This is a genomic window from Bradyrhizobium sp. CCGB12 (genome assembly GCF_024199845.1).
Taxonomy (GTDB): domain Bacteria; phylum Pseudomonadota; class Alphaproteobacteria; order Rhizobiales; family Xanthobacteraceae; genus Bradyrhizobium.
In genome coordinates, this window is record NZ_JANADO010000001.1 from 6,382,458 (window position 1) to 6,408,954 (window position 26,497).

At 63.9% G+C, this 26,497-nt stretch carries 22 protein-coding genes and 1 pseudogene; 13 read left to right on the forward strand and 10 right to left on the reverse strand.

The window, feature by feature from the left end:
- Window positions 1-393: 393 nt before the first annotated feature.
- The gene (locus NLM27_RS29230; RefSeq protein ID WP_254146567.1) at window positions 394-1,182 is read left to right on the forward strand and encodes a hypothetical protein; all 789 of its coding nucleotides are present in this window, start codon (window positions 394-396) and stop codon (window positions 1,180-1,182) included.
- An 87-nt stretch (window positions 1,183-1,269) separates the two neighbouring features.
- Here the strand turns inward: NLM27_RS29230 and NLM27_RS29235 are convergent, their stop codons facing one another.
- Window positions 1,270-1,890 carry a glutathione S-transferase family protein gene (locus tag NLM27_RS29235; RefSeq protein WP_254148959.1) on the reverse strand — a complete coding sequence of 207 codons (621 nt, stop codon included), beginning with the start codon at window positions 1,888-1,890 and terminating at the stop codon, window positions 1,270-1,272.
- A 114-nt stretch (window positions 1,891-2,004) separates the two neighbouring features.
- On the opposite strand from NLM27_RS29235, the gene NLM27_RS29240 reads away from it, so the two are divergent.
- On the forward strand, window positions 2,005-2,430 hold the full coding sequence (locus NLM27_RS29240; protein ID WP_254146568.1) for a DUF6636 domain-containing protein: 426 nt from the start codon (window positions 2,005-2,007) through the stop codon (window positions 2,428-2,430).
- Between the two features lie 232 nt (window positions 2,431-2,662).
- On the opposite strand, the gene NLM27_RS29245 is transcribed toward NLM27_RS29240, so the two are convergent.
- Together NLM27_RS29245 and glpK are read right to left on the reverse strand one after the other, a co-directional pair.
- Window positions 2,663-3,256, reverse strand: coding sequence for an N-acetyltransferase (locus NLM27_RS29245; RefSeq protein ID WP_254146569.1), 594 nt, complete (start codon window positions 3,254-3,256; stop codon window positions 2,663-2,665).
- A 181-nt stretch (window positions 3,257-3,437) separates the two neighbouring features.
- Window positions 3,438-4,943: a glycerol kinase GlpK gene (glpK, locus tag NLM27_RS29250; RefSeq protein ID WP_254146570.1), complete on the reverse strand. Its 1,506-nt coding sequence runs from the start codon at window positions 4,941-4,943 to the stop codon at window positions 3,438-3,440.
- A gap of 343 nt (window positions 4,944-5,286) precedes the next feature.
- Here glpK and NLM27_RS29255 point away from each other — a divergent pair, with 343 nt between their 5' ends.
- Both NLM27_RS29255 and NLM27_RS29260 read left to right on the forward strand, forming a co-directional pair.
- Entirely contained in the window at window positions 5,287-6,645 is a 1,359-nt protein-coding gene (locus NLM27_RS29255) for an MBOAT family protein (protein ID WP_254146571.1), read from the forward strand.
- A complete protein-coding gene (locus NLM27_RS29260; RefSeq protein ID WP_254146572.1) occupies window positions 6,578-7,540 on the forward strand; it encodes a hypothetical protein in 963 nt (320 codons plus the stop codon). Before NLM27_RS29255 ends, NLM27_RS29260 begins: the two co-directional genes overlap by 68 nt.
- Before the next feature lie 15 nt (window positions 7,541-7,555).
- Here NLM27_RS29260 and NLM27_RS29265 read toward each other — a convergent pair.
- From NLM27_RS29265 to NLM27_RS29290, 6 genes and pseudogenes are all read right to left on the reverse strand, one after another.
- Window positions 7,556-7,696, reverse strand: a pseudogene (locus NLM27_RS29265) (SDR family oxidoreductase); the annotation flags it as partial.
- Between the two features lie 216 nt (window positions 7,697-7,912).
- A complete protein-coding gene (gene pimD, locus NLM27_RS29270) occupies window positions 7,913-9,055 on the reverse strand; it encodes a pimeloyl-CoA dehydrogenase small subunit (RefSeq protein ID WP_254146573.1) in 1,143 nt (380 codons plus the stop codon).
- A gap of 134 nt (window positions 9,056-9,189) precedes the next feature.
- Window positions 9,190-10,380, reverse strand: coding sequence for a pimeloyl-CoA dehydrogenase large subunit (pimC, locus tag NLM27_RS29275; protein WP_254146574.1), 1,191 nt, complete (start codon window positions 10,378-10,380; stop codon window positions 9,190-9,192).
- Between the two features lie 188 nt (window positions 10,381-10,568).
- Window positions 10,569-11,756, reverse strand: coding sequence for an acetyl-CoA C-acyltransferase (locus NLM27_RS29280; protein ID WP_254146575.1), 1,188 nt, complete (start codon window positions 11,754-11,756; stop codon window positions 10,569-10,571).
- Window positions 11,753-13,435, reverse strand: coding sequence for a dicarboxylate--CoA ligase PimA (gene pimA / locus NLM27_RS29285; protein WP_254146576.1), 1,683 nt, complete (start codon window positions 13,433-13,435; stop codon window positions 11,753-11,755). Before pimA ends, NLM27_RS29280 begins: the two co-directional genes overlap by 4 nt.
- A gap of 145 nt (window positions 13,436-13,580) precedes the next feature.
- Window positions 13,581-15,677, reverse strand: a complete 2,097-nt coding sequence (locus NLM27_RS29290) for a 3-hydroxyacyl-CoA dehydrogenase NAD-binding domain-containing protein (RefSeq protein WP_254146577.1) — start codon at window positions 15,675-15,677, stop codon at window positions 13,581-13,583.
- A 130-nt stretch (window positions 15,678-15,807) separates the two neighbouring features.
- Here NLM27_RS29290 and NLM27_RS29295 point away from each other — a divergent pair, with 130 nt between their 5' ends.
- The 9 genes from NLM27_RS29295 to NLM27_RS29335 all read left to right on the forward strand — a co-directional run bounded on the left by NLM27_RS29295 (window position 15,808) and on the right by NLM27_RS29335 (window position 25,731).
- Entirely contained in the window at window positions 15,808-16,674 is an 867-nt protein-coding gene (locus NLM27_RS29295) for an IclR family transcriptional regulator (RefSeq protein WP_254146578.1), read from the forward strand.
- A gap of 66 nt (window positions 16,675-16,740) precedes the next feature.
- A complete protein-coding gene (locus tag NLM27_RS29300; protein ID WP_254146579.1) occupies window positions 16,741-17,538 on the forward strand; it encodes an ABC transporter ATP-binding protein in 798 nt (265 codons plus the stop codon).
- Window positions 17,535-18,248 (forward strand): ABC transporter ATP-binding protein, encoded by a 714-nt coding sequence (locus NLM27_RS29305; protein WP_254146580.1) that lies wholly within the window; start codon window positions 17,535-17,537, stop codon window positions 18,246-18,248. The genes NLM27_RS29300 and NLM27_RS29305 overlap by 4 nt, the downstream gene beginning before the upstream one ends.
- Window positions 18,249-18,261: 13 nt before the next feature.
- The gene (locus tag NLM27_RS29310; protein WP_254146581.1) at window positions 18,262-19,140 is read left to right on the forward strand and encodes a branched-chain amino acid ABC transporter permease; all 879 of its coding nucleotides are present in this window, start codon (window positions 18,262-18,264) and stop codon (window positions 19,138-19,140) included.
- A 2-nt stretch (window positions 19,141-19,142) separates the two neighbouring features.
- Window positions 19,143-20,162 (forward strand): branched-chain amino acid ABC transporter permease, encoded by a 1,020-nt coding sequence (locus NLM27_RS29315; RefSeq protein ID WP_254146582.1) that lies wholly within the window; start codon window positions 19,143-19,145, stop codon window positions 20,160-20,162.
- Between the two features lie 39 nt (window positions 20,163-20,201).
- Window positions 20,202-21,437, forward strand: coding sequence for an ABC transporter substrate-binding protein (locus tag NLM27_RS29320; protein WP_254146583.1), 1,236 nt, complete (start codon window positions 20,202-20,204; stop codon window positions 21,435-21,437).
- Window positions 21,438-21,557: 120 nt separating this feature from the next.
- Window positions 21,558-22,784, forward strand: a complete 1,227-nt coding sequence (locus tag NLM27_RS29325) for an ABC transporter substrate-binding protein (protein ID WP_254146584.1) — start codon at window positions 21,558-21,560, stop codon at window positions 22,782-22,784.
- 241 nt (window positions 22,785-23,025) lie between these two features.
- Complete coding sequence (locus NLM27_RS29330; protein ID WP_254146585.1) at window positions 23,026-24,255, forward strand: ABC transporter substrate-binding protein; 1,230 nt, start codon at window positions 23,026-23,028, stop codon at window positions 24,253-24,255.
- A 192-nt stretch (window positions 24,256-24,447) separates the two neighbouring features.
- Window positions 24,448-25,731, forward strand: coding sequence for a glycerate kinase (locus NLM27_RS29335; RefSeq protein WP_254146586.1), 1,284 nt, complete (start codon window positions 24,448-24,450; stop codon window positions 25,729-25,731).
- Window positions 25,732-25,851: 120 nt separating this feature from the next.
- Here the strand turns inward: NLM27_RS29335 and NLM27_RS29340 are convergent, their stop codons facing one another.
- The gene (locus NLM27_RS29340) at window positions 25,852-26,373 is read right to left on the reverse strand and encodes a MarR family winged helix-turn-helix transcriptional regulator (RefSeq protein WP_254146587.1); all 522 of its coding nucleotides are present in this window, start codon (window positions 26,371-26,373) and stop codon (window positions 25,852-25,854) included.
- Window positions 26,374-26,497: the final 124 nt, after the last annotated feature.

Here is a 26,497-nt window from a genome sequence, read left to right on the forward strand (position 1 = left end):
CTTGCTCCGTCGGGCAAAACACCTGTATTATTCCATCGTCGCCCTGCCGCGCCCGCCCCCCCTCGCTCATCGCCGTCATTCCGGAACGCGTACCACCCTCGGTGTCGTCCTGGCGAACGCCAGGACGACATTGGAGAAGCTGTGTGCGTGCAACCATCGTGAAAACCGCACGGCTCGCATCACCGGCTTGCGCCTCGCGGGAATTCGCCGCCTGTGAACTGGATCACTTGTCACTCAACCTGGATCCGATATTCTCTCGGCGTACTACCTTCAAACCGGTGGTTTGCTTGGGATCGAACATATGAAACAGGTCATTGCACTGTTCGTCGCTGCGATCACTCTTGTCGTGCTGCCTACGATTGCCGCGGCGGATTGTCCGAAAGGCTACGTGCCATGCGGCGAACGAAATCAGCTGTGCTGTCCGGGAAAGTAGCAAGCCGCAAATGGCTTTGGCTTTGTAGCGGGGTCTTCGTCGCGATCGGGCTGGTGATGATCGCAGCCTGGGCCGGGTTTCCGCGAAAGAAGCAGACGATCACGGCCATTCTCTCGGAGACCGGATATTTCGAGGTGGTGCCGCCGAGCACGTTCGGCGGTCCCGGCACCATCAACACGATCGAATATCTGAGCAACGGCCGGCTGGAATTGCATCCGACCTGCGACATCGATCCCATGCTCCTGACCGGCAAGATCCAGAAGTCACCGACCGTGGATCGGGACCTGAAGCAGTCGCTCGAGAAGAATCTCGACGTGTCCGCCCAGGTCAGGGACAAGCTGTCCGCGGTCGCGGGCATGCAGCAGGTCGATTCGATTCACCTCAAGCTCGAGAACGCCAACATCCTGCTGATTTCCGACGAGTCGCTGATGTCGACCCGGAACGCATTGCTGAAGAACGAATGCGAGGATGCGGTCACCCTGAATATCTCCAGTGGCGGCGTCGTGTGCCAGACGCGATCCGTGCTGGAGGCCGATGTCGTCTACGAGATCAAATATCAAAACAAGGTTTCGATGGAAGAGCGGGCCAAGCTGACATCCGAGATCGCAGCCAAGCTTGACCTGGACGCACACGAGGGGGCGGACGACAAGGTGTCCGGCTCGCAACTGTTCTTCGGCATAAGACTGTCGCCAAATCCGATCGTGTTGAGATCCGCGGCGGGTGAGATCAAGCCGTGCACGCGGAAATAAGATCGGGATCGTAGCTCGCATAGAGCGCAGCGGAATGCGGGGACACTGTCGCGGATTTCGCTCCGCTCCATCCGGGCTACACAACTTTCACCCTTTCGGCGGCGCCAGTGGCTGCACGATCTCCCTAAACGGCGCCAGGGCCTCGCAGCGATCGGCATGCGCTGAAAGCGCCGGATAGCGCGACGGCTCGAACAGCTGCAGATGCGCTTCCTGGGTGAAGCGGACGACGCAGGCGACCGCGACGTCGGCATGGCCGATGCGGTCACCCAGCCAGTACGGTGTCGTCACCTTGGCACGCTCGGCTTCGAGCACGTCTGCAATCTGCGCCTGGCAACGCTCGACCCATAGCGCGAGTTGCTCCTTCCGCAGCACCCGCTCATAGAGCAGGCTGACCGCCTTGTCGCCGAGGCCGGAGGCGAGCGCACAGATGCGCAAGTGCTTGCGGCGCTCGGCGCCGCTACGCGGCAGCATTGCCTTGCCCTCACCGACGAGGTCGTCGAGATAGTCCAGGATGATCATGCTCTCGATCAGCGCTTCGCCGTCGTCGAGCACCAGCGTCGGCACCCGGCGCAGCGGATTATAGGGCGCGATCTTGTCGGCATCGCCGAAGGTCGACCACGGCCGGTGCTCGAAGGCGAGCCCGTAGAGCCGCAGCGCGATCGCGACGCGGCGGACGAAGGGGGAATCGTATTGGCCGATCAGGAACATGGTGCACCTCACGTCATTGCCGGGCTTGACCCGGCAATCCATCTTTCCTCAGATTAGAAAGCGATGGATGCCCGGATCAAGTCCGGGCATGACAGATCGGAGCTAATAGCACCCATGCTGCATCTGTATTCTTGTCTTCTCGCGCTCTTCGTCGCAGCCACCTCGGTTCAAGCCCAGGACCGCCCGATCGGCTTTTTGACACCGTCGAAGAACATCGCCTGCCAGTTCTATGCCGATAACGGCCAAGCCAATGACAAAGGCATGCTCCGCTGCGACATCATGAACATGGAGACCCGACCGCGCCGCCCCGCCGATTGCGAGCTCGATTATGGCCACGCCTTCAAGATGAGCGCGAAGGGCACCGCTGGGCGCATCTGCGCCGGCGACACGGTAATGGACGCCTCGCTGCCGGTGCTCGCCTATGGCGATGTCTGGCAGCGCGCGGGATTTACCTGCCGGTCGGAGCAGACGGGACTGACGTGCTTCAACGCGATGCAGCGCGGGTTTTCGCTGGCGCGGGGGAAGCAGGAGGTGTCTTGAGGTCGTGGCCTGCATGAGCGGAGCGGAAGGCCGGGACGCTGTCCCGGATTACGCTGCGCTCCATCCGGGCTACGACGCAACGCCGCCGCACATTGATATCCCGATTCGAAGAAGGACGGCGGCGCTCACACTCCGTCATTGCGAGCGCAGCGAAGCAATCCAGAGTCTTTCAGCGGAGCCGGCTTGGATTGCGTCGCTGCGCTCGCAATGACGGTGGGGAGACAGCCGCGCACTATTCAATGATCGGCACATGCCTCGCCGCATCGCGCGGCGCCGTGCCGTCGAGGCGCGGATCATCGGCGATCTCGACCTGGCGGCGGAAGGGGCGGAAGCCGGAGCGCTGGTAGAACGCGACGGCGGAGGGATGATCGAAGGTGCAGGTGTGCACCCAGACGCGGCGCAAGTCGCGCGACCATGCGAGGTCCAGCGCGCGGTTCATCAGGAAGCGGGCGGCGCCAGTCCCGATCAAGGGTGCGGTGACACCGAAATAGACCAGCTCGCACTGGCCCGCCTCGCGAAAGTCCAGCTCCAGCAGGCCTTCATCGCGACCGTCCACGACCAGCGCGTAGACCTCTACCCCCGGTGCGTGGATGATCGCGGCGAGCTCCGCGTCGTTCATGCGCGCGCGCGAGAACCACAGCCACTCCTCGCCGACGCGGCGGTGGAGGTCGCGATACCAATGAAGCACGGGGGCATCGACCTCGCGCAGGGACCACGCTCCGGGCGGATCGTCGCGGCGCGCCGGAGGTGCGGTCATCTCCAGATGCGTGACGACGGCAGCGATCTTGCCGGAGGGCACGTCGGAATAGCCGTCGGGGAGGATCATTCTTCGTTATTCCGTTTTCATGCGAGACTTTAACCCCGTCATTGCGAGCGTAGCGAAGCAATCCAGGATCTTTCCTGGAGACAGACTGGATTGCTTCGTCGCAAGGGCTCCTCGCAATGACGGGTGGGGAGACAGCGGTCCCGGATTGCGCTTCGCTCCATCCGGGCTACGAAGTTCGCCGCTACCCCTCCCCCTCGTCGCTCGCCAGCACGCCCTTCACCGCCCTTGCCCATCCCGCGAGCTTCCGCTCGCGCGTGGCCTGGCTCATGTTCGGCTTGAAGCGGTGCTCGAGGCGCCAGTTGTCGGCGAACTTTGTCGGCTCGGGATAGACGCCGGCCTGGAGCCCGGCGAGATAGGCGGCGCCGAGCGCGGTCGTCTCCTGGATCACGGGGCGATCGACAGGGGCATCGAGGAGGTCGGCGAGGCGCTGCATGGTCCAGTCGGATGCGGTCATGCCGCCGTCGACGCGGAGCACGACGCTGGCGGTTTCCGAGCTCGGCCAGTCCGCGCGCATCGCTGCCCAGAGGTCGAAGGTCTGGTAGCAGACGCTTTCGAGTGCGGCATGCGCAAGCTCGGCCGGGCCGGTGTTGCGGGTGAGGCCGAACAGGGCGCCGCGCACGCGCGGATTCCAGTAGGGCGCGCCCATGCCGACGAAGGCGGGGACGAGATAGACGCTCTGCATGGAGTCCGACTGGTCGGCGAGAGGTCCGGTTTCGGCGGCGTGCTTGATGATGCCGAGGCCGTCGCGCAGCCATTGCACCGCGGAGCCTGCGACGAAGATCGAGCCTTCCAGCGCGTAGGTGCGCTTACCCGCGAGCTGATAGGCGACGGTGGTGAGCAGCTTGTTTTTCGATACCACAGGCGTGGTGCCGGTGTTGAGCAGGGCAAAGCAGCCGGTGCCGTAGGTCGACTTCATCATGCCCGGGCGGAAGCAGGCCTGGCCGATGGTGGCGGCCTGCTGGTCGCCGGCGATGCCGGAGATGACGATGGGGCCGCCGAACAGGTCGGGCGTGCTCTCGCCGAAGCGCGCGGAGGAGTCCTTCACCTCGGGCAGCATCGAGCGCGGCACGCCGATGATCTCCAAGAGCTCGTCGTCCCACTCCCCTCGGTGGATGTTGAACAGCAGCGTGCGCGAGGCGTTGGTGGCGTCGGTGGCGTGCACGTTGCCGCCGGTGAGGCGCCAGAGCAGGTAGCAGTCGATGGTGCCGAACATCAATTCGCCGCGTGCGGCGCGCGCCCGCGCGCCGGGGACGTGGTCGAGGATCCAGGCGACCTTGGTGCCGGAGAAATAGGGATCGATGATCAGGCCGGTCTTCTCAGAGATCACGGGCTCGCGGCCATCGGCTTTCAGTTTTGCGCAGATGTCGGCAGTGCGGCGGTCCTGCCAGACGATGGCGCGGTGCACGGCCTGCCCGGTGGCGCGATCCCACACCACGGTGGTCTCGCGCTGATTGGTGATGCCGATCGCGGCGATGTCCTTGGCGGTGATGCCGGCCTGCTCGATCGCGTCGCGGCAGACCATCACGGTCGAGGTCCAGATATCCTCCGGCTCGTGCTCGACCCAGCCCGAGGCCGGGAAATGCTGCGGAAACTCCTGCTGCGCCTTCGCCGCAATGGAAATATCGCCGCGAAACACGATCGCGCGCGAGGAGGTGGTGCCCTGGTCGATGGCGAGGACGAAAGACATGGCGGCTTACCTTGGTGTTTTCCTGGCGTTGTCCCCGAGGGGATCATTGTGTCGCGCCAAAGGGAGCGGATTGGAGGCGGAAGGTCAAGGTTGGATGATAGGGCGCCGATGGCCTCCCTTCTCCCCTTGTGGGAGAAGGTGGCGCGAAGCGCCGGATGAGGGGTTCTATCGGCGAGAGATACTGCGAGAGCGTCACATGTGGTGAGAACCCCTCACCCGCCCCGCCGCTACGCGGCGAGCCACCCTCTCCCACAAGGGGAGAGGGTAAGAAGCAGCCCCCCGCGCAAGACTAGGACCGCTTCCGCAAAGATGGTACACGCCGGACCGGGTAAAACGGGGCGGCATGACTTTCACCTCTTTTCAGTTTGGCGTCTTCGTCGCGGTCGTGTTCGGCGCCTATTACCTGCCGCCCCTACGCCGCTTCCAGGTGCAACTGCTCGTCGCCGCGAGCGTGTTCTTCTACGGCTTCGGCCAGCCCGAGCTGCTGCCGCTGCTGCTGGTCGCGGTGCTTGGAACCCATGTCTGCCTGGTGCTCGCGTTCGAGAACCGAAGGGTCTGGATGCCGGCCGGCATCGTCTTCAACCTCGGCCTGCTGGCGTTCTTCAAGTACAAGTTCCTGTTCGTCGATGCTGCCGCGACCCATCTGACCGGCGTCGCGCCGGTCGATTTCCTGCTGCGGCTGCCGCTGCCGATCGGCATCTCGTTCTTCGTGTTCCACAACATCAGCCTGCTGGTCGACCTGACGCGCGAGAAACGCCCGGCACGCCTGAGCGAGGTGTTCCTCTACATCATCTTCTTCCCGCAGCTGGTGTCCGGACCGATCACGCGCGCGGCCCAGTTCATGCCACAGATCGTTCCCAAGCGGATCGGTGACGTCGCCTTCGTCGAGGCCGCGAAATGGATTCTCGTCGGCTATTTCTTCAAGCTGTATGTGGCGAACAATCTCAACGAGATGACGTCCTATATGGACTTTCCGCTCTACGAGACGCTGCGCACGCAGGACCGCTGGCTACTCGTATTCCTCTACAGCTACCAGATCTACGCCGACTTCTTCGGCTACTCCGCGATCGCGCTCGGCCTCGGCCTCTTGTTCGGCTATCGCCTGCCCGTGAACTTCAACCTGCCCTATATCTCGACATCGTTCTCGGAGTTCTGGACGCGCTGGCACATTTCGTTGTCGAGCTGGCTCAGGACCTATCTGTACATTCCTCTCGGCGGCAACCGGCATGGACGGGTGCGAACCTATCTCAACCTGATGATCGTGATGACGCTCGGCGGGCTCTGGCATGGCGCGAGCCTGAGCTACGCGCTGTGGGGCATGGCGCACGGGCTGCTGCTGGTCATCGAGCGGCCTTTCCTGAAACTTCTGGGCGATGGAAGTCCCGCGGTGCGGGTGATCCGGATGGGCTTCGTGTTCTTCTGCGTCACGATGCTCTGGATCTTCTTCAAGCTGCCGAACTTCGACCACGCGCTCGGCTACCTCAAGGGAATGTTCATCGCGACGGACGCGCCTAATCCGCCAAAACTGTTCACCAACCTCGCTTTGCTCTACGCCTTGCCGGTGATCATCCAGCATCTCGGCATCGGCGCGCTCATCGAAGGCCGGTTGCGGCGATGGGAGCCGTATCTCTACGGTGCGCTGGCGGCGCTTGCTTATCTCGAAGCCGGGCCCGACAGCGCCTTCATCTACTTCCAGTTCTGACATGCGGCAGGATGCAAGGTTTTCATGGCTGATCAAATGCGCTGTTGTCGCGGCGGCGCTGCTGCTCGCCTGCGGCCTCGCCACCGCACGCTTCGGCGCGGCCCTACAGCAACCGGCCGTCACCACCCGCGACGGCAGCCTCGTCACCCTCAACCGCTATGTGCGGGAGCCCACGCCTGATATCGTGCTGGTCGGCAGCTCGGTGACGTGGCGTCTGAAGGAGGAGTATTTCTCGCTTCCCCGCGTCCGCAACCTGGCACTGGCCGGCGGCTCGCCGGTGACCGGGCTCGAGATCGTCGCAGGGCAGGCAAGCCTGCCCAAGGTCGTCCTGATCGAGACGAACATCCTTTCGCGCGAGGCCGACAGCGCGCTGACCGAGAAATTCTCCGGCGGCGCGCGCGCGGACGTGCTGCTGCTGCGCCCGGTGCGAACGGCGGTCGCGGCATATGAGACCTGGAATCACGCGGCCCCCGATGCCGCCCGGGCGCGCGCCGAGCACGATCGCCTGCTCAGCCAACCGCCTGCTACCTTCGATAACAAGGTCTATCTCGACCGCGCGCTGGAGCAGATGAACGAAGGCGACCCCACCGCGCCGGCACGCGCGAATGTGGTCCGCATCCGGCAACTCATCGGCGATCTGCAACGGCGCGGCACCCGCGTCTTCCTCATCCACGTTCCGTTCGCACCGGAGATCGAGGGCTCACGTCTGATTCGGATGACGAAGCAGATTGTCAACGAAGCCTTCCCGGATCGCGGGCTTTGGCTGCCGATCGATCCGCCCTTGGGCGAACTGCGCTGGCAGGACGGCGTGCATCTCGATGAACGATCGGCCCTGATCGTCGTGCGCGCCATCGAAAGCGTCCTGGCCGCGCGAGACAATGCGCGCCGTCCATAGTGAGGGACGCAGCGACTACACCGCCGCCGTGGTGACGCCGCCGTCGATGACGATGGTCTGGCCGGTCATGAAGCTCGAGGCGTCGGAGGCGAGGTAGGCGACGGCGATCTCGTCGGGTTCGCCGATGCGGCGGAGCGGCGTGGTCGCGGTGCGGCGGCTGAAGCCCGTGACGACGGCCACCCTGGCGGTGAGGTCGAACGGGGTGTTTTTCATTGTTGTTGCCTCGATGCGACCTCCGTCATTGCGAGCGCAGCGAAGCAATCCAGAATCTTTCCGCGGAGAAAGTCTGGATTGCTTCGTCGCAAGGGCTCCTCGCAATGACGATGTGGCGAGATCCCGGGTTCATTTCGCGATGCCCCGGGATGACAGCCGTTAGATCAACCCGCCCGCATCGGCGACGCGGCGCTGGTGGTAGTCGGTGTCGCCGAACGAGTTCTCGATCATGGTGAGGCGCTTGAAGTAGTGGCCGATCTTCGCCTCCATGGTCATGCCGATGCCGCCATGGAGCTGGATCGACTGCTGGCCGACGAATTTCAGCGACTTGCCGATCTGCACCTTGGCCGCGGCGATGGCGTTGGAGCGCCCCGTGGCGTCCTCGAAATCACCGGCCATGGTCGCGAACATCGACATCGATCTCGCCTGCTCGGCCGCGACGAACATGTCGGAGGCGCGGTGCTGCAGCGACTGGAACGAGCCAATCGCGACGCCGAACTGTTTTCGGGTCTTGATGTACTCGACCGTGGTCTTGAGCGATTCGTCCATCAGGCCGACCGCCTCGGCGCAGAGCGCGACGCGGGCCTCGTCGACCACGCGCTCGATCAGCGCGAGCGAATCCTCGGGGTTGCCGAGCACGGCATCCGGGCCGATCTCGACGCCGGTGAAGGTGATGTCGGCGGCGTGCAGTCCGTCCTGGGTCGGATAGCCCTTCTTGCCGACGCCCTTGGCGTTGGCCGGCACCAGGAACACGCCGATGCCGCCATGATCGCGGCGGTCGCCCTTGGTGCGCGCGGTGACGACGAGCGTGTCGGCGTTCTCGCCGTTGAGCACGACGAACTTTTCGCCGTCGATGACCCAGCCGTCGCCCTTCTTCTTCGCGGTCATGGTGACGTCGAACAGATCGTAGCGCGAGTTCTTCTCGAGCTGGGCGAAGGCCAGGGTCTTGCTGCCGTCGATGATGCCGGGCAGGTGCGCGGCCTTCTGCGCGTCGGTGCCGGCATGGCGCAGGAAGCCGCCGCCGATCACGACCGTCGCCAGATATGGCTCGAGCACCAGCGCCTTGCCGAGCGCTTCCATCACGATCATGGTCTCGACCCCGCCGCCGCCGAAGCCGCCATCGGCCTCGCTGAACGGCAGGCCGAGCAGGCCCTGCTCGGCGAGCTTGAGCCAGACCGCTTTGCTCCAGCCGCCCTTCTCCTTCATGTACTTCTTGCGCTGCTCGAAATCGTAGGAATCGGTCAGCAGGCCGTCGATGCTTTCCTTGAGAAGCCGCTGCTCCTCGTTCAGGTCAAAATCCATTTCTTTCGTTCCTCGTACCCGGAATTTTTGCTTCGTCATTCCGGGACACGCGCGACAGCGCGGGGACCCGGAATCCAGAGGTTGTGGCGCGAGATTCCGGGTTCGCGCTGATGCGCGCCCCGGAATGACGACGGTTAGAGCCCCAGCACCGCCTTGGCGATGATGTTGCGCTGGATCTCGTTGGAGCCGCCGTAGATCGAGACCTTGCGGTTGTTGAAGTAGCTCGGCGCGATCTGGGCGGTCCAGTCCATGGCTTCGTTGGAGCCGTCGTCGCCGTGCATATCGTAGGGCGCGGCGAACGGGCCGATCACTTCCATCAACAGCTCGGTGGTGGTCTGCTGGATCTCGGAGCCCTTGATCTTCAGCACCGAGGACGCCGGGTTCGGCTTGCCCTTGCCGTGTTTGCCTTCGTCGGCGACGACACGGAGCTGCGTGAGCTCGAGCGCCTTCAACTCGATCTCGCAGGCCGCCAGCTTCTCGCGGAAGGCGGGATCCTGGATGATCGGCTTGCCGCCGGACTCCACCTTGGAGGCGAGATCCCTGATGCGGCGGAGCCGCTCCTTGGAGACGCCGACGCGGGCGATGCCCGTGCGCTCATTGCCGAGCAGGAATTTCGCGTAATCCCAGCCCTTGTTCTCCTCGCCGATCAAATTCTCGACGGGCACCTCGACGTCGTCGAAGAAGACTTCGTTGACCTCGACGCCGCCGTCGATGGTCTGGATCGGGCGCACGGTGACGCCCTTCGACTTCATCGAAAAGACGATGAAAGAGATGCCCATCTGCTTCTTAGCGTTGTTGTCGGTGCGGCAGAGGCAGAAGATCATATCGGCGTGCTGGGCGAGCGTGGTCCAGGTCTTCTGGCCGTTGATGATCCACTTGTCGCCCTTGCGCTCGGCCTTGGTCTTGAGCGAGGCGAGGTCGGAGCCGGAGCCGGGCTCGGAGAAGCCCTGGCACCACCAATCGTCGACATTGGCGATGCGCGGCAGATACTGCTTCTTCTGCTCCTCGTTGCCGAAGGTGTAGATGACCGGGCCGACCATGCTGACGCCGAAGGCGAGCGGTTGCGGCGCCGGATAGGACTGCAGCTCCTCATTGAAGATGTAGTGCTGCACGCTGGTCCAGCCCGTTCCGCCATACTGCGTCGGCCAGTGGCTGACGCCCCAGCCCTTCTTGTTGAGGATGCGCCACCACGTCACCATCTCGTCCTTCGAGAGGTGGCGGCCCTCGACCATCTTGCGCCGCGTATCCGGCGGCACGTTGTCGCGGAAGAATGACCGCACTTCCTCGCGAAACGCCTGCTCTTCTTTCGTGAATGCGAGATCCATCGGATCCTCCTGTGAGCTTCTTATCGTCGTCCCGGCCTAGTGCGCAAAGCGCACGGGAGCCGGGACCCATAACCACTGGCCTTCGTTTTGCGAAGGCCACCACTACGATTTACGTTCCACACTCCTGCTGCGGAGTATGGGTCCCGGCTCCCGTGCGCAATTGCGCACTAGGCCGGGACGACAGAAAATTACTGCAACACCTCAAAAAGTCCCGCCGCGCCCATGCCGCCGCCGACGCACATGGTGACGACCGCGTACTTCGCCTTGCGGCGGCGTCCCTCGATCAAAGCGTGGCCGGTCAGGCGCGCGCCGGACATGCCGTAGGGATGGCCGACCGAGATCGCGCCGCCGTTGACGTTGATCTTCTCGGGGTCGATGCCGAGCTTGTCGCGGCAATACAGCACCTGCACCGCGAAGGCTTCGTTGAGCTCCCAGAGCCCGATGTCGTCGACGGTGAGGCCATGGCGCTTGAGCAGGCGCGGCACGGCAAAGACCGGGCCGATGCCCATCTCGTCCGGCTCGCAGCCGGCGGAGACGAAGCCGCGGAAGATGCCGAGCGGCGCAAGGCCGCGCTTGGCGGCTTCCTTGTCGCTCATGATGACGGAGGCGCTGGCGCCGTCCGAGAGCTGGCTGGCATTGCCGGCGGTGATCGAAAAACCTTCGCCGCGCACCGGCTTGAGGCCGGCGAGGCCTTCAGCGGTGGTTTCGGGGCGCGGACCTTCGTCCTGCGACAGCGTCACCTCCTTCATCGACACGGCACCGGTCGCCTTGTCGGTGACCGCCATCGTGGTGGTGATGGGCGCGAGCTCATCCCTAAACTTGCCGCCCTGCTGCGCGGCGGCGGTGCGGCGCTGGCTCTCCAGCGAATATTCGTCCTGCTTCTCGCGGGAGATGCCGTAGCGCTTGGCGACGACCTCGGCCGTGTCGATCATGGGCATGTAGACCTCGCCCTTGATCTTGAGCAGCGCCGGGTCCTGGGCATGGAAGCCGTTCATCTTGTCGTTCTGCACCAGCGAGATCGACTCGCCGCCGCCGCCGACCGCGATCTCGACACCGTCGAAGATCACCGATCGCGCGGCCAGCGCGATCGCCTGCAGGCCCGAGGCGCATTGGCGGTCGATGGTGGTGCCGGCGACGGTGACGGGCAGGCCGGCGCGGAGCAGCGCCTTCCGCGCGATGTTGCCGCCGGTCGCGCCCTGCTGCAGCGCTGCGCCCATCACGACGTCCTCGATCTCCTTGGGATCGACCTTGGCGCGGGCGACGGCCTCGCCGATGGCGTGGCCGAGCAGGGTCGCGCCCTCGGTGGCGTTGAGCATGCCGCGATAGGCCTTGCCGATCGGGGTGCGGGCGGTGGAAACGATGACGGCGTCGGTCAAGAGCGACCTCCTGATGCGGTTGTAGTGGATTGTGACGGTTTCTGCTGCTGGCGCAACTCGTGGCGCGACAGCTTTCCGACCGGCGTGCGCGGCAGATCGTCGACGAATTCGACCGCGGCCGGCAATTCGTGCTTGCCGAGCTTGCCGGCGAGCTGCGTGCGCAGCTCGTCGAGCGAGAACGGCTTTGCGTCGGCCCTGAGCTTGATGAAGGCCTTTGCGGCCTCGCCGCGGTACTGGTCGGGAATGCCGAGCACGATCACCTCGTGCACGCCCGGAATGGTGTAGATCGCCTGCTCGATCATCTGCGGATAGACGTTGAAGCCGCCGGAGATGATCATGTCCTTCTTGCGGTCGACCAGGAAGAAATAGCCGTCCGTATCCATGTAGCCGATGTCGCCGGTGAGGAAGCGGCCGTCGACGAAGGCATCCGCGGATCCTTCCGGCTTGTTCCAGTAGCCCTTGGTGACGTTCGGGCCCTTGATGCGGATCTCGCCGACTTCGTCCGGCGGCAGCACCTTGGTGGGATCGTCGAGCGCGACGACGTCGAGCTCGATGCCGGGCAGCATCAGGCCGATCGAGCCGGGCTTGTCGGGGCCCGTTGGCGGATGGCCGGTGCCGGGCGAGCAGGTCTCGGTCATGCCCCAACCGCTGCGCAGCTTCTTGCCGACCTTGCGCTCGAAGAAATTCGCGACCTCCACCGGCAGCGGCGCGCCGCCTGAGCCGATGGTGGCGAGCGAGGAGAAGTCGCGCTTGTCGAGATCAGGCAGCGCCGCGATCGCGATCCACATCGTCGGCACGCCCGGGAAATAGGTCGCGCGCTTGACCTCGATGTCGCGCATCACGGCTTCGACGTCGAAGCGCTGGTGCAGCGAGATCAGATTGCCGCGGCTGAGCGCGGATAACAGCACGACGGTGAGCGCATAGATGTGGAACAGCGGCAGCACGCAGATCACGCGTTCGATCACGTCGCCGCGCGCGGCCCGCGACGGCTTGCCCCAGACGTCGTAGATCGACACCGCCGAAGTGAGATTGCCGTGTGTTAGCATGGCGCCCTTGGGCAGGCCGGTGGTGCCGCCGGTATATTGCAGCAGCGCGACATCGTCCGCCGCCACGTTCGGCCATTCCGCCGGCGCGGTCGCGCCCTCGACGAAGGTCTTGAAGGTGACGATGCGGGGATCGTCGGGGATCGCCGCCTGCGGCGTGCCGACCTTGCCCCAATCGTCGTCCTCGCAGACGACGAGGCGATCGATCAGTCCCTTCTCCAGGAATTTCAGCGCGGTCGGCAGCAGCGCCTGGAGGTTCGAGGTGACGAGCAGGCGCGAGCCTGAGTCGGAGACCTTGTGCGTCAGCGCGATCTCGCCATCGAGCGGCGACAGATGCGCAACGCGGCTGCCTGCCTTCAGCACGCCGAAGAAATTGACGGGGTGGTCCGGCGTGTTGCCGAGGAACAGCGCGACGGAGGAATTCTTGCCGCAGCCGGCCCGAAGGAATGCCGCAGCGGCACGCTCGGCCATCGCGGCGAGCTCGGTGTAGGTGACCGGATGGTCGCGGAATTCCAGCGCGGTGCGCGGGCCGTAATTCGCCGCAGCATTCGACAGGAGATCAGGCAGCGAGCCCTGGGCGATCGGGTCGTCCCAACGCACGCCCTCGGGGTAAAACTGTTGGCCGGGATGGGTCATTCTCTGCACCACAATCAGTCGTCATTCCGGGGCGCGACAACGTCGCGAGCCCGGAATCCATCAGGCAGCACACTCAGAGGCGAAATGGATTCCGGGTCTGGCCCTTCGGGCCATCCCGGAATGACGCCCAGAGCGGCAGCAACCATCACGCCGCTTTCGACGCCGCGGCCAGCGAGGCGAAGGTCTTGCCCTCCGCCGCGAGCTTCTTCAGCAGCGGGGCGGGCTCGAGGCTCGGATCGTTGGTCTCCCTGGCGTAGAAGGCCAGGCGATCGGCGATGTGCTTGAGGCCGACGCTGTCGGCCCAGAACATCGGGCCGCCGCGGTAGATCGGCCAGCCATAGCCGTAGAGCCAGACCACGTCGATATCCGAGGGGCGCGCGGCGATGCCCTCTTCGAGGATCTTCGCGCCCTCATTGATCATCGGATACATCATGCGTTCGAGGATCTCCTCGTCGCTGACGACGCGCTTCTTGCGCCCCAGACGCAGCAGCGTCTCGTCGATCAGCTTCTCGACCTCCGGATCGGGCAGCGGCGCGCGCGAACCTGCCTCATACTTGTAGTAGCCCTTGCCGGTCTTCTGGCCGAAGCGGCCGGCTTCGCAGAGCGCGTCCGCGATCTCCGACTTGATGCCGCGGTCCTTGCGCGAGCGCCAGCCGATGTCGAGGCCGGCAAGGTCGCCCATCGCGAACGGCCCCATCGGCATGCCAAATTTGGTTACGACCGCGTCGACCTGCTGCGGCAGCGCGCCTTCGAACAACAGCTTTTCCGACTGCTTGCCGCGCTGGGCCAGCATGCGGTTGCCGACAAAGCCGTCGCAGACGCCGACCACGGCCGGCACCTTGGCGATTTTTCGCGCGATAGTCACCGCAGTCACCAGCGCATCCGGCGCGGTCTTGTCGGCGCGCACGATCTCGCACAGCTTCATGACGTTGGCCGGCGAGAAGAAGTGCATGCCGAGCACGTCCTGCGGACGCTTGGTCGACTTCGCGATCTCGTCAATGTTGAGATACGAGGTGTTGGAGGCAAGCACCGCGCCAGGCTTGACGTACTGGTCGAGCTTGCCGAATACTTCCTTCTTCACTGCCATGGTCTCGAACACGGCTTCAATGACGAGGTCGGCATCGCCGACATTCTCGATGCCGACGACGCCGTTGATCAGCGCCATGCGCTTGGCCGGTGCATCGGCCGGGATACCGCCGCGCGCCGCAGTCGCTTCCCAGTTCTTCTGCATGATGCCCATGCCGCGCTTGAGCTGCTCCTCACCGGTCTCGATCAGGGTGACGGGAACGCCGGCATTGGCAAAGGACATCGCGATGCCGCCGCCCATGGTGCCGGCGCCGAGGATAGCGACGCGGTTCACGGGCCGCGACTTGGTGCCTTCGGGGACGCCCGCGATCTTGGCGGCTTCGCGCTCGGCGAAGAAGGCATAGCGCTGCGCCTTGGACTGGTCGCTGGCGACGAGCTTGAGGAACCCTTCGCGCTCCTTCTTCAGGCCTTCGTCGAACGGCAGGTCGATGGCATAGCCGACGGCGTCGGCAGCGGCGAACGGCGCTTCCAGGCCGCGCGCCTTCTTGGTCATGGCAGCGACCGCATTGGTGAAGATCGAGCGATCGGCCTTGGCCGCCGCGATCTTGGAATCGTCGTCGCGCAGGCGCCGCAGCGGACGCTTCTCAGCCAGCAGCTTGCGCACGAAGGCTTCGCCCCCGGAGGCCGGGCCTTCGACGATCTCCTCGATCAGGCCGTTCTTGAGCGCTTCAGCCGCACCGATGGGATCACCGCCGACGATCATCTTGACCGCGAGCTCGGGCCCGACCGCACGCGGCAGACGCTGGGTGCCGCCGGCGCCCGGCAGCAGGCCGAGCTTGACTTCGGGCAGGCCGAGCTTGGCCTCTTTCACGGCGACGCGGAAATGACAGGCCAGCGCGACCTCGAGACCGCCGCCGAGCGCGGTGCCGTGGATCGCGGCAACGACCGGCTTCGGCGAATTCTCGATTTCGGACAGGACGTCATTGAGGGCGGGCGGCTTCGGCGGCTTGCCGAATTCGGTGATGTCTGCACCTGCAATGAAGGTGCGGCCGGCGCAGGTCAGCACGATGCCCTTGATGGCGGGATCGGCGACCGCGGCCTTGATGCACTCGAAGATGCCGCCGCGGACTGCGGCACTCAGCGCATTGACCGGAGGACTGTTGACCGTGACGATGCCGACCTCATCATGACGCTCAAGCTTGACCACTTCGCTCACGGTGTCCCTCCTTGGTGGGGATTTACTTTTGTTCGATTTCGCGGTGCGGAATTTAATTCCGCATCTTGACGGCAGGGTTATTTTGAAGCACGGACGTTGTCAACGACTCCGCGCAAGAAGCAGATCTGGGATGAAGCGTACAGGAAAGAAGACTGCGACCGATCGGAATTTCGTCGTCGCGCTCTCCCGCGGACTGGACGTATTGCGCGCATTCCAACCCAATGACGGCCTCCTCGGCAATCAAGAGATCGCGGCGCGGACAAATCTGCCCAAGCCGACCGTGTCGCGGCTGACCTATACGCTGACCAAGCTCGGCTATCTGACGCCGGTTCCCCGCTTCGAGAAGTACCAGCTCACGCCCGCCGCAATGTCGCTCGGCTACGCTGCGCTCGCCAATCTCGGTGTTCGGCATTTGTCCGAGCCGTTCCGCGAGGATGTGATGCGCGCGACCGGCGGCGCCGTCGCCGTCGGCGGCCGCGACCGTCACAGCATGATCTATTTCGGGCAGAGCCGCGGCACCGAGACGGTCGGAGTTCAACTTGACGTCGGCTCGCGCGTGCCGATTGCAACCAGCGCGATGGGTCGCGCCTATTTCTGGGCGCTCGACGCCGACGATCGCGCAGAGCTCTCGCGTCTGCTGCGCGAGCATTACGGCAGCCGCTGGCCGAAGATGCGCGATGGACTGGAACGTTCCGGCGAGACCGTGGCGAAATACGGCTTTGCGATCTCCGTCGGCGACTGGCACGACGACATCGGCGCCGCCGGCGTCGCGCTCAAGCTCAACGACGGAACCGGACCCTACGCATTCAATTGCGGCGCGCCCGCATTCCGTTTCACGGAAGAGCGTTTGATCAACGACATTGGACCGCGTCTGCTCACGATGGTAAGGAACATCGAAGCGGCACTCGGGGGTCTGATGCCGCATTCCAAAAAAGAAGTCAGCAAAAAGCTGAAATCAGGAGGAAGAGTTGCACGTGTGGCCGAGGGGATCAGATAGCCTTTGTCATCACCGGGAGCGGTTCGCATCGCCCCTTCGCCCACTGAATCACGTGGGCGAGACGAGATGACGCAGGCACAGCTCGCACAGGGGACATCGCCCCTGCTCGCGGTTCGCGACGTCAGCGTCGTGTTCGGCGGCATCATCGCGCTGAATGGCGTGTCGTTCGACATGCACAAGGGAGCCATCCTCGGGTTGATCGGCCCCAACGGCGCCGGCAAGACCACGCTCTTCAACTGCCTCTCGCGGCTCTATCAGCCGTCGTCCGGCGACATCCTGATGGAAGGCGTAAGCATCCTGTCGCGGCCGCCGCACCGGATCGCCGAGATCGGCATCGGCCGCACCTTCCAGAACGTGGCGCTGTTTCCCAACCTTTCGGTGATGGACAACGTCCGGGTCGGCGCCCATTCGAAGACCTCCAGCGACATCATCAGCGACTCCCTGAAGCTTGCCTGGGTCCGGCGCAGCGAGAGCGCCGTCAACAAGAAGGTTCACGAGATCCTCGCCTATCTCAACCTCGAGGACGTCGCCCATACCGTTGTGTCCGGCCTACCGTTCGGTACGCAGAAGCGGGTCGAGCTGGCGCGTGCGCTGGCGGCCGACCCGAAGATCCTGCTGCTCGACGAACCCGCCGGCGGCCTCAACCATGAGGAAGTCCATGTGCTCGGCGACCTCATCCGCAAGATCCGTGACGAGCGCCATATGACCGTGCTCCTGGTCGAGCATCACATGGGCCTCGTGATGTCGATCGCCGACCACGTCGTCGCGCTGAATTTCGGCAAGAAGCTCGCGGAAGGCACGCCCGCCCAGGTGCAGGCCGATCCCGACGTCATCAAGGCCTATCTCGGGAGCAAGGACCAATGACGACGCTGCTCAACGTCAAGGACCTGCGCGCCTATTACGGCCAGGTCCAGGCGCTCCACGGCCTGTCCTTCTCGCTCAACGAGGGCTCGCTGACGACGCTGCTCGGGGCCAACGGCGCCGGCAAGACCACGACGCTGCGCGCGATCTGCAACATGGTGCGCTCGACCGGCGAGATCGAGTTCGACGGCAAGCCGCTGAACAACCGCTCGACCGAGAACATCGTGCGGTTCGGCATCGCCCATGTGCCGCAGGGCCGCGGCACCTTCACCACCATGACGGTAGAGGAGAACCTCCAGCTCGGCGCCATCACCCGCAAGGACAGCGCCGGCATCGTCTCCGACATCGAGCGCATGTATGCGCATTTCCCGGTCTTGAAGCAACGCCACACGCAGCAGGCCGGCACGCTCTCCGGCGGCGAGCAGCAGATGCTCGCGGTCGCCCGCGCCCTGATGCTGCGGCCGCGACTGATGCTGCTCGACGAGCCGTCCTTCGGCCTTGCGCCGCTGGTGGTGCGCGACCTGTTCGGGATCCTCGGCAAGATCAACCGCGAGGACAAGGTGTCGATCCTGGTGGTCGAGCAGAATGCGCAGCTCGCGCTGGAGCTCGCCGACAAAGCCTATGTGATCGAAACCGGCCGCATCGTGATGTCGGGCGACGCCAAGGACATCGCGAACAACGAAGAAATCCGCAAATCCTATCTGGGTTACTGAGGGAGCCGGGACAATGGAGCTGTTCACCAACCAGGTCCTGGCCGGCATCGCCACGGGCGCGATCTACGCCTGCATGGCGCTCGCCGTGGTCATGATCTACCAGGCCATCGACCATCTCAACTTCGCGCAAGGCGAGATGGCGATGTTCTCGACCTTCATCTCCTGGCAGCTGATGCAATGGGGCGTGCCCTATTGGGGCGCATTCTTCCTTACGTTGGCTTTCGCATTCGCAGGCGGCATCGCCATCGAGCGCATCCTGTTCAAGCCGCTTGCCAAGGCGCCGATTTTGACCAACGTCGCCGGCTTCATCGCGCTGTTCGCGATCATCAACTCCTCGGCCGGTCTGATCTGGGACTTCACCATCAAGCAGTATCCGACGCCGTTCGGCTCCTCGCCGTTCCTTGGCAGTCAGCTGATCTCGACCCACCAGGCCGGCATGATCGGCGTCACCCTGCTGCTCCTGGTCGCGCTCTTCTTCTTCTTTCAGTACACGCGGATCGGGCTCGCAATGCGGGCAGCCGCCTCGCTACCTGAATCTGCGCGGCTCGTCGGTATCAATACCTCCTGGATGATCGCGCTCGGCTGGGGCATGGCTTCTGCCATCGGCGCGATTGCCGGCATGCTGATCGCGCCGGTCGTGTTCCTGGAGCCCAACATGATGGTCGGCGTCCTGCTCTATGGCTTTGCTGCGGCGGTGCTGGGCGGTCTGTCGAGCCCGTTCGGCGCCGTGGTCGGCGGCTTCCTGATGGGCATCTTCGAAAACCTCGTCGGCACCTACATTCCCGGCGTCGGCAACGAGCTGAAACTCCCGATCGCGCTCGCGCTGATCATCTCCGTCCTGGTCGTCAAACCCGCTGGCCTGTTCGGCCGGCACATCGTCAAGCGAGTTTGATCATGAGCGCAGCAGAAGAAGTCGTTGCCGAAGGCCACGAGGCGGTCGAAGCCGTTCCGAAGCGGGCCATGACGCTGAGCACGACCACCTCGCTGTTGGTGGTTGCGGCGCTGCTCATTACCCCGATTTTCGTCAAGAACTTCATCATCTTCCAGATGACGATGCTCCTGATCTACGGGCTTGCCGTGCTGGCGCTCAACATCCTCACGGGCGGCAGCGGGCAGTTCTCGCTCGGCCAGAGCGCGTTTTACGCCGTCGGCGCCTATACGGCGGCGGTCCTGATGGAGCATCTCAACATCAATTATGCGCTGACGCTGCCGGTCGCCGGCGTGGTCTGCTTCGGCTTCGGCTTCCTGTTCGGCCAGCCGGCGCTGCGGCTGTCGGGCGTCTACCTGGCGCTTGCGACCTTTGCGCTCGCCACCGCTATGCCGCAGCTCTTGAAGCTCAATTTCCTCGAGCACTGGACCGGCGGCGTGCAGGGGCTCGTGGTGACCAAGCCGGATGCGCCGTTCGGGCTGCCGATGTCGCAGGACATGTGGCTCTACTACTTCACGCTTGCGGTCACGCTCGCGATCTACGTCTTCTCGGTGAACCTGCTGCGCTCCCGCTCGGGGCGCGCCTTCATGGCGATCCGTGACAACGAGATCGCAGCGTCCTCGATGGGCGTCAACGTCGCGCTCTACAAGACGCTGGCGTTCGGCGTGTCCGCCGCCGTCACCGGCATCGCCGGTGCCTTGGGTGCGATCGCGGTGCAGTTCGTGGCGCCGGACAGCTTCACGATCAACCTCGCGATCTCGCTGTTCCTCGGCATGGTCGTTGGCGGCGTCGGCTGGCTGCCCGGCTCGTTCGTCGGCGCAGCCTTCATCATCTTCGTGCCGAACATCGCGGAAAGCGTCTCCAAGGGCCTCTCCGGCGCTGTGTTCGGCGTGCTCCTGTTCCTCGTCATCTACCTCGTGCCGCACGGCGCAAGGCAGATCGCAATCCTGGGCCAGCAACTCGCCGGCAAGCTCAGAAAAAACTGAAGACTCTCATCAAGGCGTTCATTGAAGAAGGAGACCCAATTGATTTTCGGAAGAACACTGCGAGCCGCCGCGCTGGTCACGGCAACGGCGGCCATTACCCTCACCTCCGGCGCTGCACTCGCCCAAAAGAAATACGACACCGGCGCGTCCGATACCGAGATCAAGATCGGCAACATCATGCCGTACAGCGGTCCGGCGTCGGCCTATGGCATCATAGGCAAGACCGAGGAAGCCTATCTCAAGATGATCAACGACAAGGGCGGCATCAACGGCCGCAAGATCAATTTCGTCACCTATGACGACGGCTATTCGCCGCCCAAGGCGGTCGAGCAGGTCCGCAAGCTCGTCGAAAGCGACGAGGTGCTGGCCGTCTTCAATCCGCTCGGCACGCCCTCGAACACCGCGATCCAGAAATACCTCAACGCCAAGAAGATCCCGCAACTCTTCGTCGCCACCGGCGCCACCAAGTGGAACGATCCGAAGAACTTCCCCTGGACCATAGGCTGGCAGCCCTCCTACCAGAGCGAAGCGCAGATCTACGCGAAATGGCTGATGAAGGAGAAGCCGGACGCCAAGATCGCGATCCTGTACCAGAACGACGACTTCGGCAAAGACTACCTCAAGGGCACCAAGGACGGCCTCGGCGCCAAGGCCTCGTCCATGATTATCATGGAGGAGAGCTACGAGGTGTCCGAGCCGTCGATCGACGGCCACATCGTCAAGATCAAGGCCGCCAATCCCGACGTGCTGCTGATCTACGCCACGCCGAAGTTCGCGGCCCAGACCATCAAGAAGACCGCCGAGCTGAGCTGGAAGCCGCTCCAGATTCTCACCAACGTGTCGATCTCCGTCGGCAGCGTGATGAAGCCGGCCGGCTTCGAGAACGCGCAGGGCGTGCTGTCGGCGGCCTATGCCAAGGACTCGACGGACCCGCAGTGGGCCAACGACCCCGGCATGAAGAAGTGGAACGAGTTCGTCGACAAGTACATGCCGGGCGCCGACAAGTCCGACACCAGCATGGTCTATGGCTATGGCGCCGCGTCGACCCTGGCCAAGGTGCTGGAAATGTGCGGCGACGATCTGACCCGCGCCAACATCATGAAGCAGGCGGCGTCGTTGAAGGACTTCGTGCCAGATACTATGCTGCCCGGCGTCAAGCTCAACACCAGCGCCACCGATTTCGCCCCGATCGCCCAGCTCCAGATGCAGCGGTTCAAGGGCGAGAAGTGGGAACTGTTCGGCGAGATCATCAGCGGCGACGTCACCTCCGAGTGATCCGCTGACGCAATAGCTAAAAGTCGAAATGCCCCCGCGGGCGACCGCGGGGGCTTTTTGTTGACGCCAAGCGTCAATCTTGTTCAATGCGGCGCCGATCCACCTCGGGGTAGGAGAACAATGACTGCCGTTCGCTTTCAGGTTGCGGTCCTCTCGGCCGCGCTCGCGTTGTGCACTGCGATGAGCGGCGGGGCGCTGGCGCAAAAGGAATACGATACCGGCGCGACCGACACCGAGATCAAGATCGGCAACATCATGCCCTATAGCGGCCCCGCCTCCGCCTATGCCGCAATCGGCAGGACCGAGGAAGCCTATTTCAACAAGATCAATGCCGAGGGCGGCATCAACGGCCGCAAGATCAAGTTCATCTCCTATGACGACGCCTACTCGCCGCCGAAGACGGTGGAGCAGGCGCGCAAGCTGGTCGAGAGCGACGGCGTGCTCTTGATCTTCGGCTCGCTCGGCACCTCCACCAACGGCGCCATCCGCAAATACATGAACGAGAAGAAGGTGCCGCAATTGTTCGTGGCGAGCGGCGCCTCCAAGTGGAACGATCCCAAGCAATATCCCTGGACCATGGGTTGGCAGCCGAGCTACGTCAGCGAGGCGCGCATCTACGCCAAATACATCATGAAGGAGAAACCGGACGCGAAGATCGGCGTGCTCTACCAGAACGACGATTTCGGCAAGGACTACCTTAAAGGACTGAAGGACGGCCTGGGGCCCAAGGCCTCGATGATCGTGCTGGAAGAACCCTACGACACGTCCGAGCCGGCGATCGACGAGCATGTCGTGAAGCTGAAAGCCACGGGCGCTGACGTCTTCATCAGCATCACCAGCCCGAAATTCGCGGCGCAGGGGATCAAGAAGGCGGCGGAGATCAATTGGCATCCGATGCAGATCATCTCCAACGTCTCGACCTCGGTTGGCGGCGTGATCGAGCCGGCGGGCTTGGAGATCTCGCAAGGCATCCTGTCGGCGAGCTACACCAAGGACGGCTCCGACCCGCAGTGGAACGCCGATGACGGCATGAAGAAGTTCTACAATTTCCTCGCGCAGTACGCGCCAAAGGCGAACAAGCTCGATGCCGGCGTCGTGTTCGGCTATGCCGCCGCGCAGACCATGGTCAAGGTGCTGGAAATGTGCGGCGACGATCTCACCCGCGAGAACGTCATGAAGCAGGCCGCAAGCCTGAAGGATTTCGAACCCGATACGCTGCTGCCCGGGATCAAGGTCAACACTGCGCCGGACGATTTCGCCCCGATCGAGCAGCTCCAGATGATGCGTTTCAAGGGCCGGAAATGGGAGCTGTTCGGCGACATCATCTCGAGCCAGCTCAGCCACTGAAGTCGCACAACCCAAAATCGCCGGCCTTCTGTTAGGCAACTCAAGACAGCTGCGCCTTCTCGCAGTCGCACACGAGGACATCCCGTCCTTGACTACTAAAGACGCAGCCCCTGCGACGCCGCCGCAGGGGCTTTTTGTTGAAGGCGCCGGCCAAATCGTATTGAATTGCGGCAGCGTCACCAAAAAACAATCAAGCCAAGAAAAGGAACGCACACACACCAAAAAAAATAGGGAGATTGGAATGCCCGCTGTCACCGGCAAGCTTGCGGTTGCATCACTGGCGCTCGCGCTCTTTGCGGCCACGACATCCACTGCATCGGCCCAGAAGAAATACGATACCGGCGCGACCGACACCGAGATCAAGATCGGCAACATCATGCCCTACAGCGGACCGGCCTCCGCCTACGGCATCATCGGGCGGACCGAGGCCGCCTATTTCAAGAAGATCAACGAAGAGGGCGGCATCAACGGCCGCAAGATCAACTTCATCAGCTACGACGACGCCTATTCGCCGCCGAAGACGGTGGAGCAGGCGCGCAAGCTGGTCGAGAGCGACGAGGTGCTGTTCGTCTTCAACTCGCTCGGCACGCCGCCGAACTCGGCGATTCAGAAATACATGAACTCGAAGAAGGTGCCGCAGCTGTTCGTCGCCACCGGCGCCACCAAGTGGAACGATCCGCAGAACTTCCCGTGGACGATGGGCTGGCAGCCCAACTACCAGAGCGAGACGCAGATCTACGCGAAGTGGCTGCTCAAGAACAAGCCGGACGCCAAGATCGCCGTGCTCTTCCAGAACGACGATTACGGCAAGGACTATCTCAAGGGCCTGAAGGACGGCCTAGGGGCGAAGGCTGCCTCGATGATCGTGATCGAGGAAAGCTACGAGACCTCCGAGCCGACCATCGACAGCCACATCGTCAAGATGAAGTCAACCGGCGCCGACGTGTTCATGAACATCACGACGCCGAAATTCGCAGCGCAGGCGATCAAGAAGAACGCCGAGATCGGCTGGAAGCCGCTGCACTTCCTCAACAACGTCTCCGCCAACGTCGGCAGCGTGATGAAGCCGGCCGGCTTCGAGAACGGCCAGGACATTATCTCCGCCGATTATCTCAAGGACGCCGCGGATCCGGCGTGGGCGAACGATCCCGGCATGAAGGAGTTCCTGGCCTTCATGAACAAGTACTTTCCCGAGGGCGACAAGCTCGACAAGGGCACGATCGTCGGCTACGGCGTCGCGCAGACCCTCGTCCAGGTCCTCAAGCAATGCGGTGACAATCTCACGCGTGAGAACGTCATAAAGCAGGCCGCGAGCCTGAAGAACTTCCGCACCGAGGTGCTGCTGCCGGGCGTCCAGATCAACACCTCCGCGACCGACTTTGCGCCGATCAGCCAGCTCCAGCTGGAGAAGTTCAAGGGCGAGAAATGGGAGCTGTTCGGCGACGTAATCAGCGCCGACGTGGGCGGCTAGCCGCCTCACCCGCGACGACGTCAAGCCCCCTGCGAGATGATCGCAGGGGGCTTTTTTCTTGCGTCCCGATCGTGATCACGCGATTGCACAATCGAATGGTGGCAAAGCCTGCTTACGCTTTCGCGCGTGATGCGGTAGGCAGATGGAAGGCGATTTCGCCGCCACAGCTTTAGTCCCCCGAAGGCCATCGTCATGACCGACCGCCGTCCCCTGCTCCGCGCGCTCTACGACGCCGCCGTTGCCGCCGCCCATCCCAACGTCGTGCTGGCGCCGCATTTGCGCCCCGCACCAAGAGGACGCGTGATCTGCCTCGCCGCCGGCAAGGGCGCGGGCGCGATGGCGGCGGCCGCGGAGCGGCACTATCTCGACACATTGAGGATCGCGCCGGAGCGCCTCGTCGGCATCGCCACCACGCGTCACGGCTACGGCGTGCCGACGCGCCGCATCCGCGTGGTCGAGGCCGGCCATCCCGTGCCTGACGAAGCCGGCCTCAAGGGCGCAGCCGACACGCTCGCACTCGCCGGCGAGGCCGGCCCTGACGATCTGCTGCTGGTGCTGCTCACCGGCGGCGGCTCGGCGAACTGGATCGCGCCGGTGGACGGCATCAGCTTCGCGCAGAAGCAGGCGGTCAACAAGGCGCTGCTCCGCTCGGGCGCGCCGATCGGCGAGATGAACGTCGTGCGCAAGCACCTGTCGCGGATCAAGGGCGGCCGTCTCGCGCGCGCCGGAAAACATGCCGCCGAGATCGTGACGCTCGCGATCTCCGACGTGCCGCATGACGATCCCTCCGCGATCGCCTCCGGCCCCACCGTGCCGGATCCGACGACGCTTGCGGATGCGCGCGCGATCGTGGCGAAGTACAAGCTCGACATCGACGATGCGGTACGCCGCGCGCTTGACGATGCCGCCAACGAGAGCTGCAAGCCGGGTGACGCGGCCTTTGCGCGCGCGCATTTCGAGCTGATCGCGCGGCCCAAGCAGTCGCTCGACGCCGCGGTGAAGCTCGCGCGCGAGTCCGGCTACGAGACCATCGACCTCGGCGCCGATCTCGAAGGCGAGGCGCGTGAGGTCGCCGCCGATCATGCGAGGCTCGCGCTTCAAGCACGCGCGCAAGGCAAGCGCGTCGCGATCCTCTCCGGCGGAGAGCTCACCGTCACCGTGCGCGGAAACGGGCGCGGCGGGCCGAACCAGGAATATGCGCTCGCGCTCGCGGACCTGTTGAAGGACACGCCAAATATTTCGGCGCTCGCCGGCGACACTGACGGTGCCGACGGCGGCGCCGGCCACCCCACCGACCCCGCCGGCGCGCTGATCGACGCGGCGACGTTCGCCAAGATGAAGGCGCAGGGCCTCGCGCCGCAGGCCTATCTCGACAACAACGATGCGACCACGTTCTTCGAGGCCACCGGCGATCTGCTACAGCCCGGTCCGACACTGACGAACGTGAACGATATTCGCGTGATCTTGGTGGATTGAGGGGCGCCCGTTCCTCCAACGTCATTGCGAGCGCAGCGGAAGCAATCCAGAATCCCTCCGCGGAGACACTCTGGATTGCTTCGCTGCGCTCGCAATGACGGGCGGTGACAGCCGTCCCGCTCAAAACTCGTTGGCGATCTTCGACAGCATCGCGAGCAGGGCTTCGCGGTTGGCCTGGCCGAGCAGATCGTTCAGCCGCGCCTCGTGCTTGGTGGCGACGAGCTTCTTGGCGCGGGCCAGCACCGCCTTGCCCTTGTCGGTCAGCACCAGGATGTGCGAGCGGCGGTCGTTGGTGGAGCGGATCCGCGCGCAAAGGTCGCGGCTCTCGAGATTGTCGAGCATCGCCACGAAATTCGGCCTGAGGATGCCGAGCGTCGAGGCGATCTCGGTCTGGTTACGCCCCGGATTTTTCTCGACCAGCAGCAGCACGGAAAATTGTGCCGGCGTGAGCTGGAGCGAGGCCATGCAGCGCAGGAAGTTCTCGAATACCTTGAGCTGCGCCCGCTTCAGCACATAGCCGAGCTGTTCGGAGAGTTCGCCGAGCTGGAGCGCCTCAGGCTGGGGGTCAGCCGCGTCCTTGCGGCCCTTGGCCAGGTCGGCCGGCTTTTCAGAGGACTTTTCAGCGGTTTTGGAAACGGTCATCGCCTCGTGCTCGTATTCCCGCTAAATTCGGGGCGGGTCGTTTGCCCGCCCTTGAAGTTATATTTGATAATTGTTATGGACCATATCAAATATCGTCAGCGTTTTTCAATGGCTGTGAGCGGAC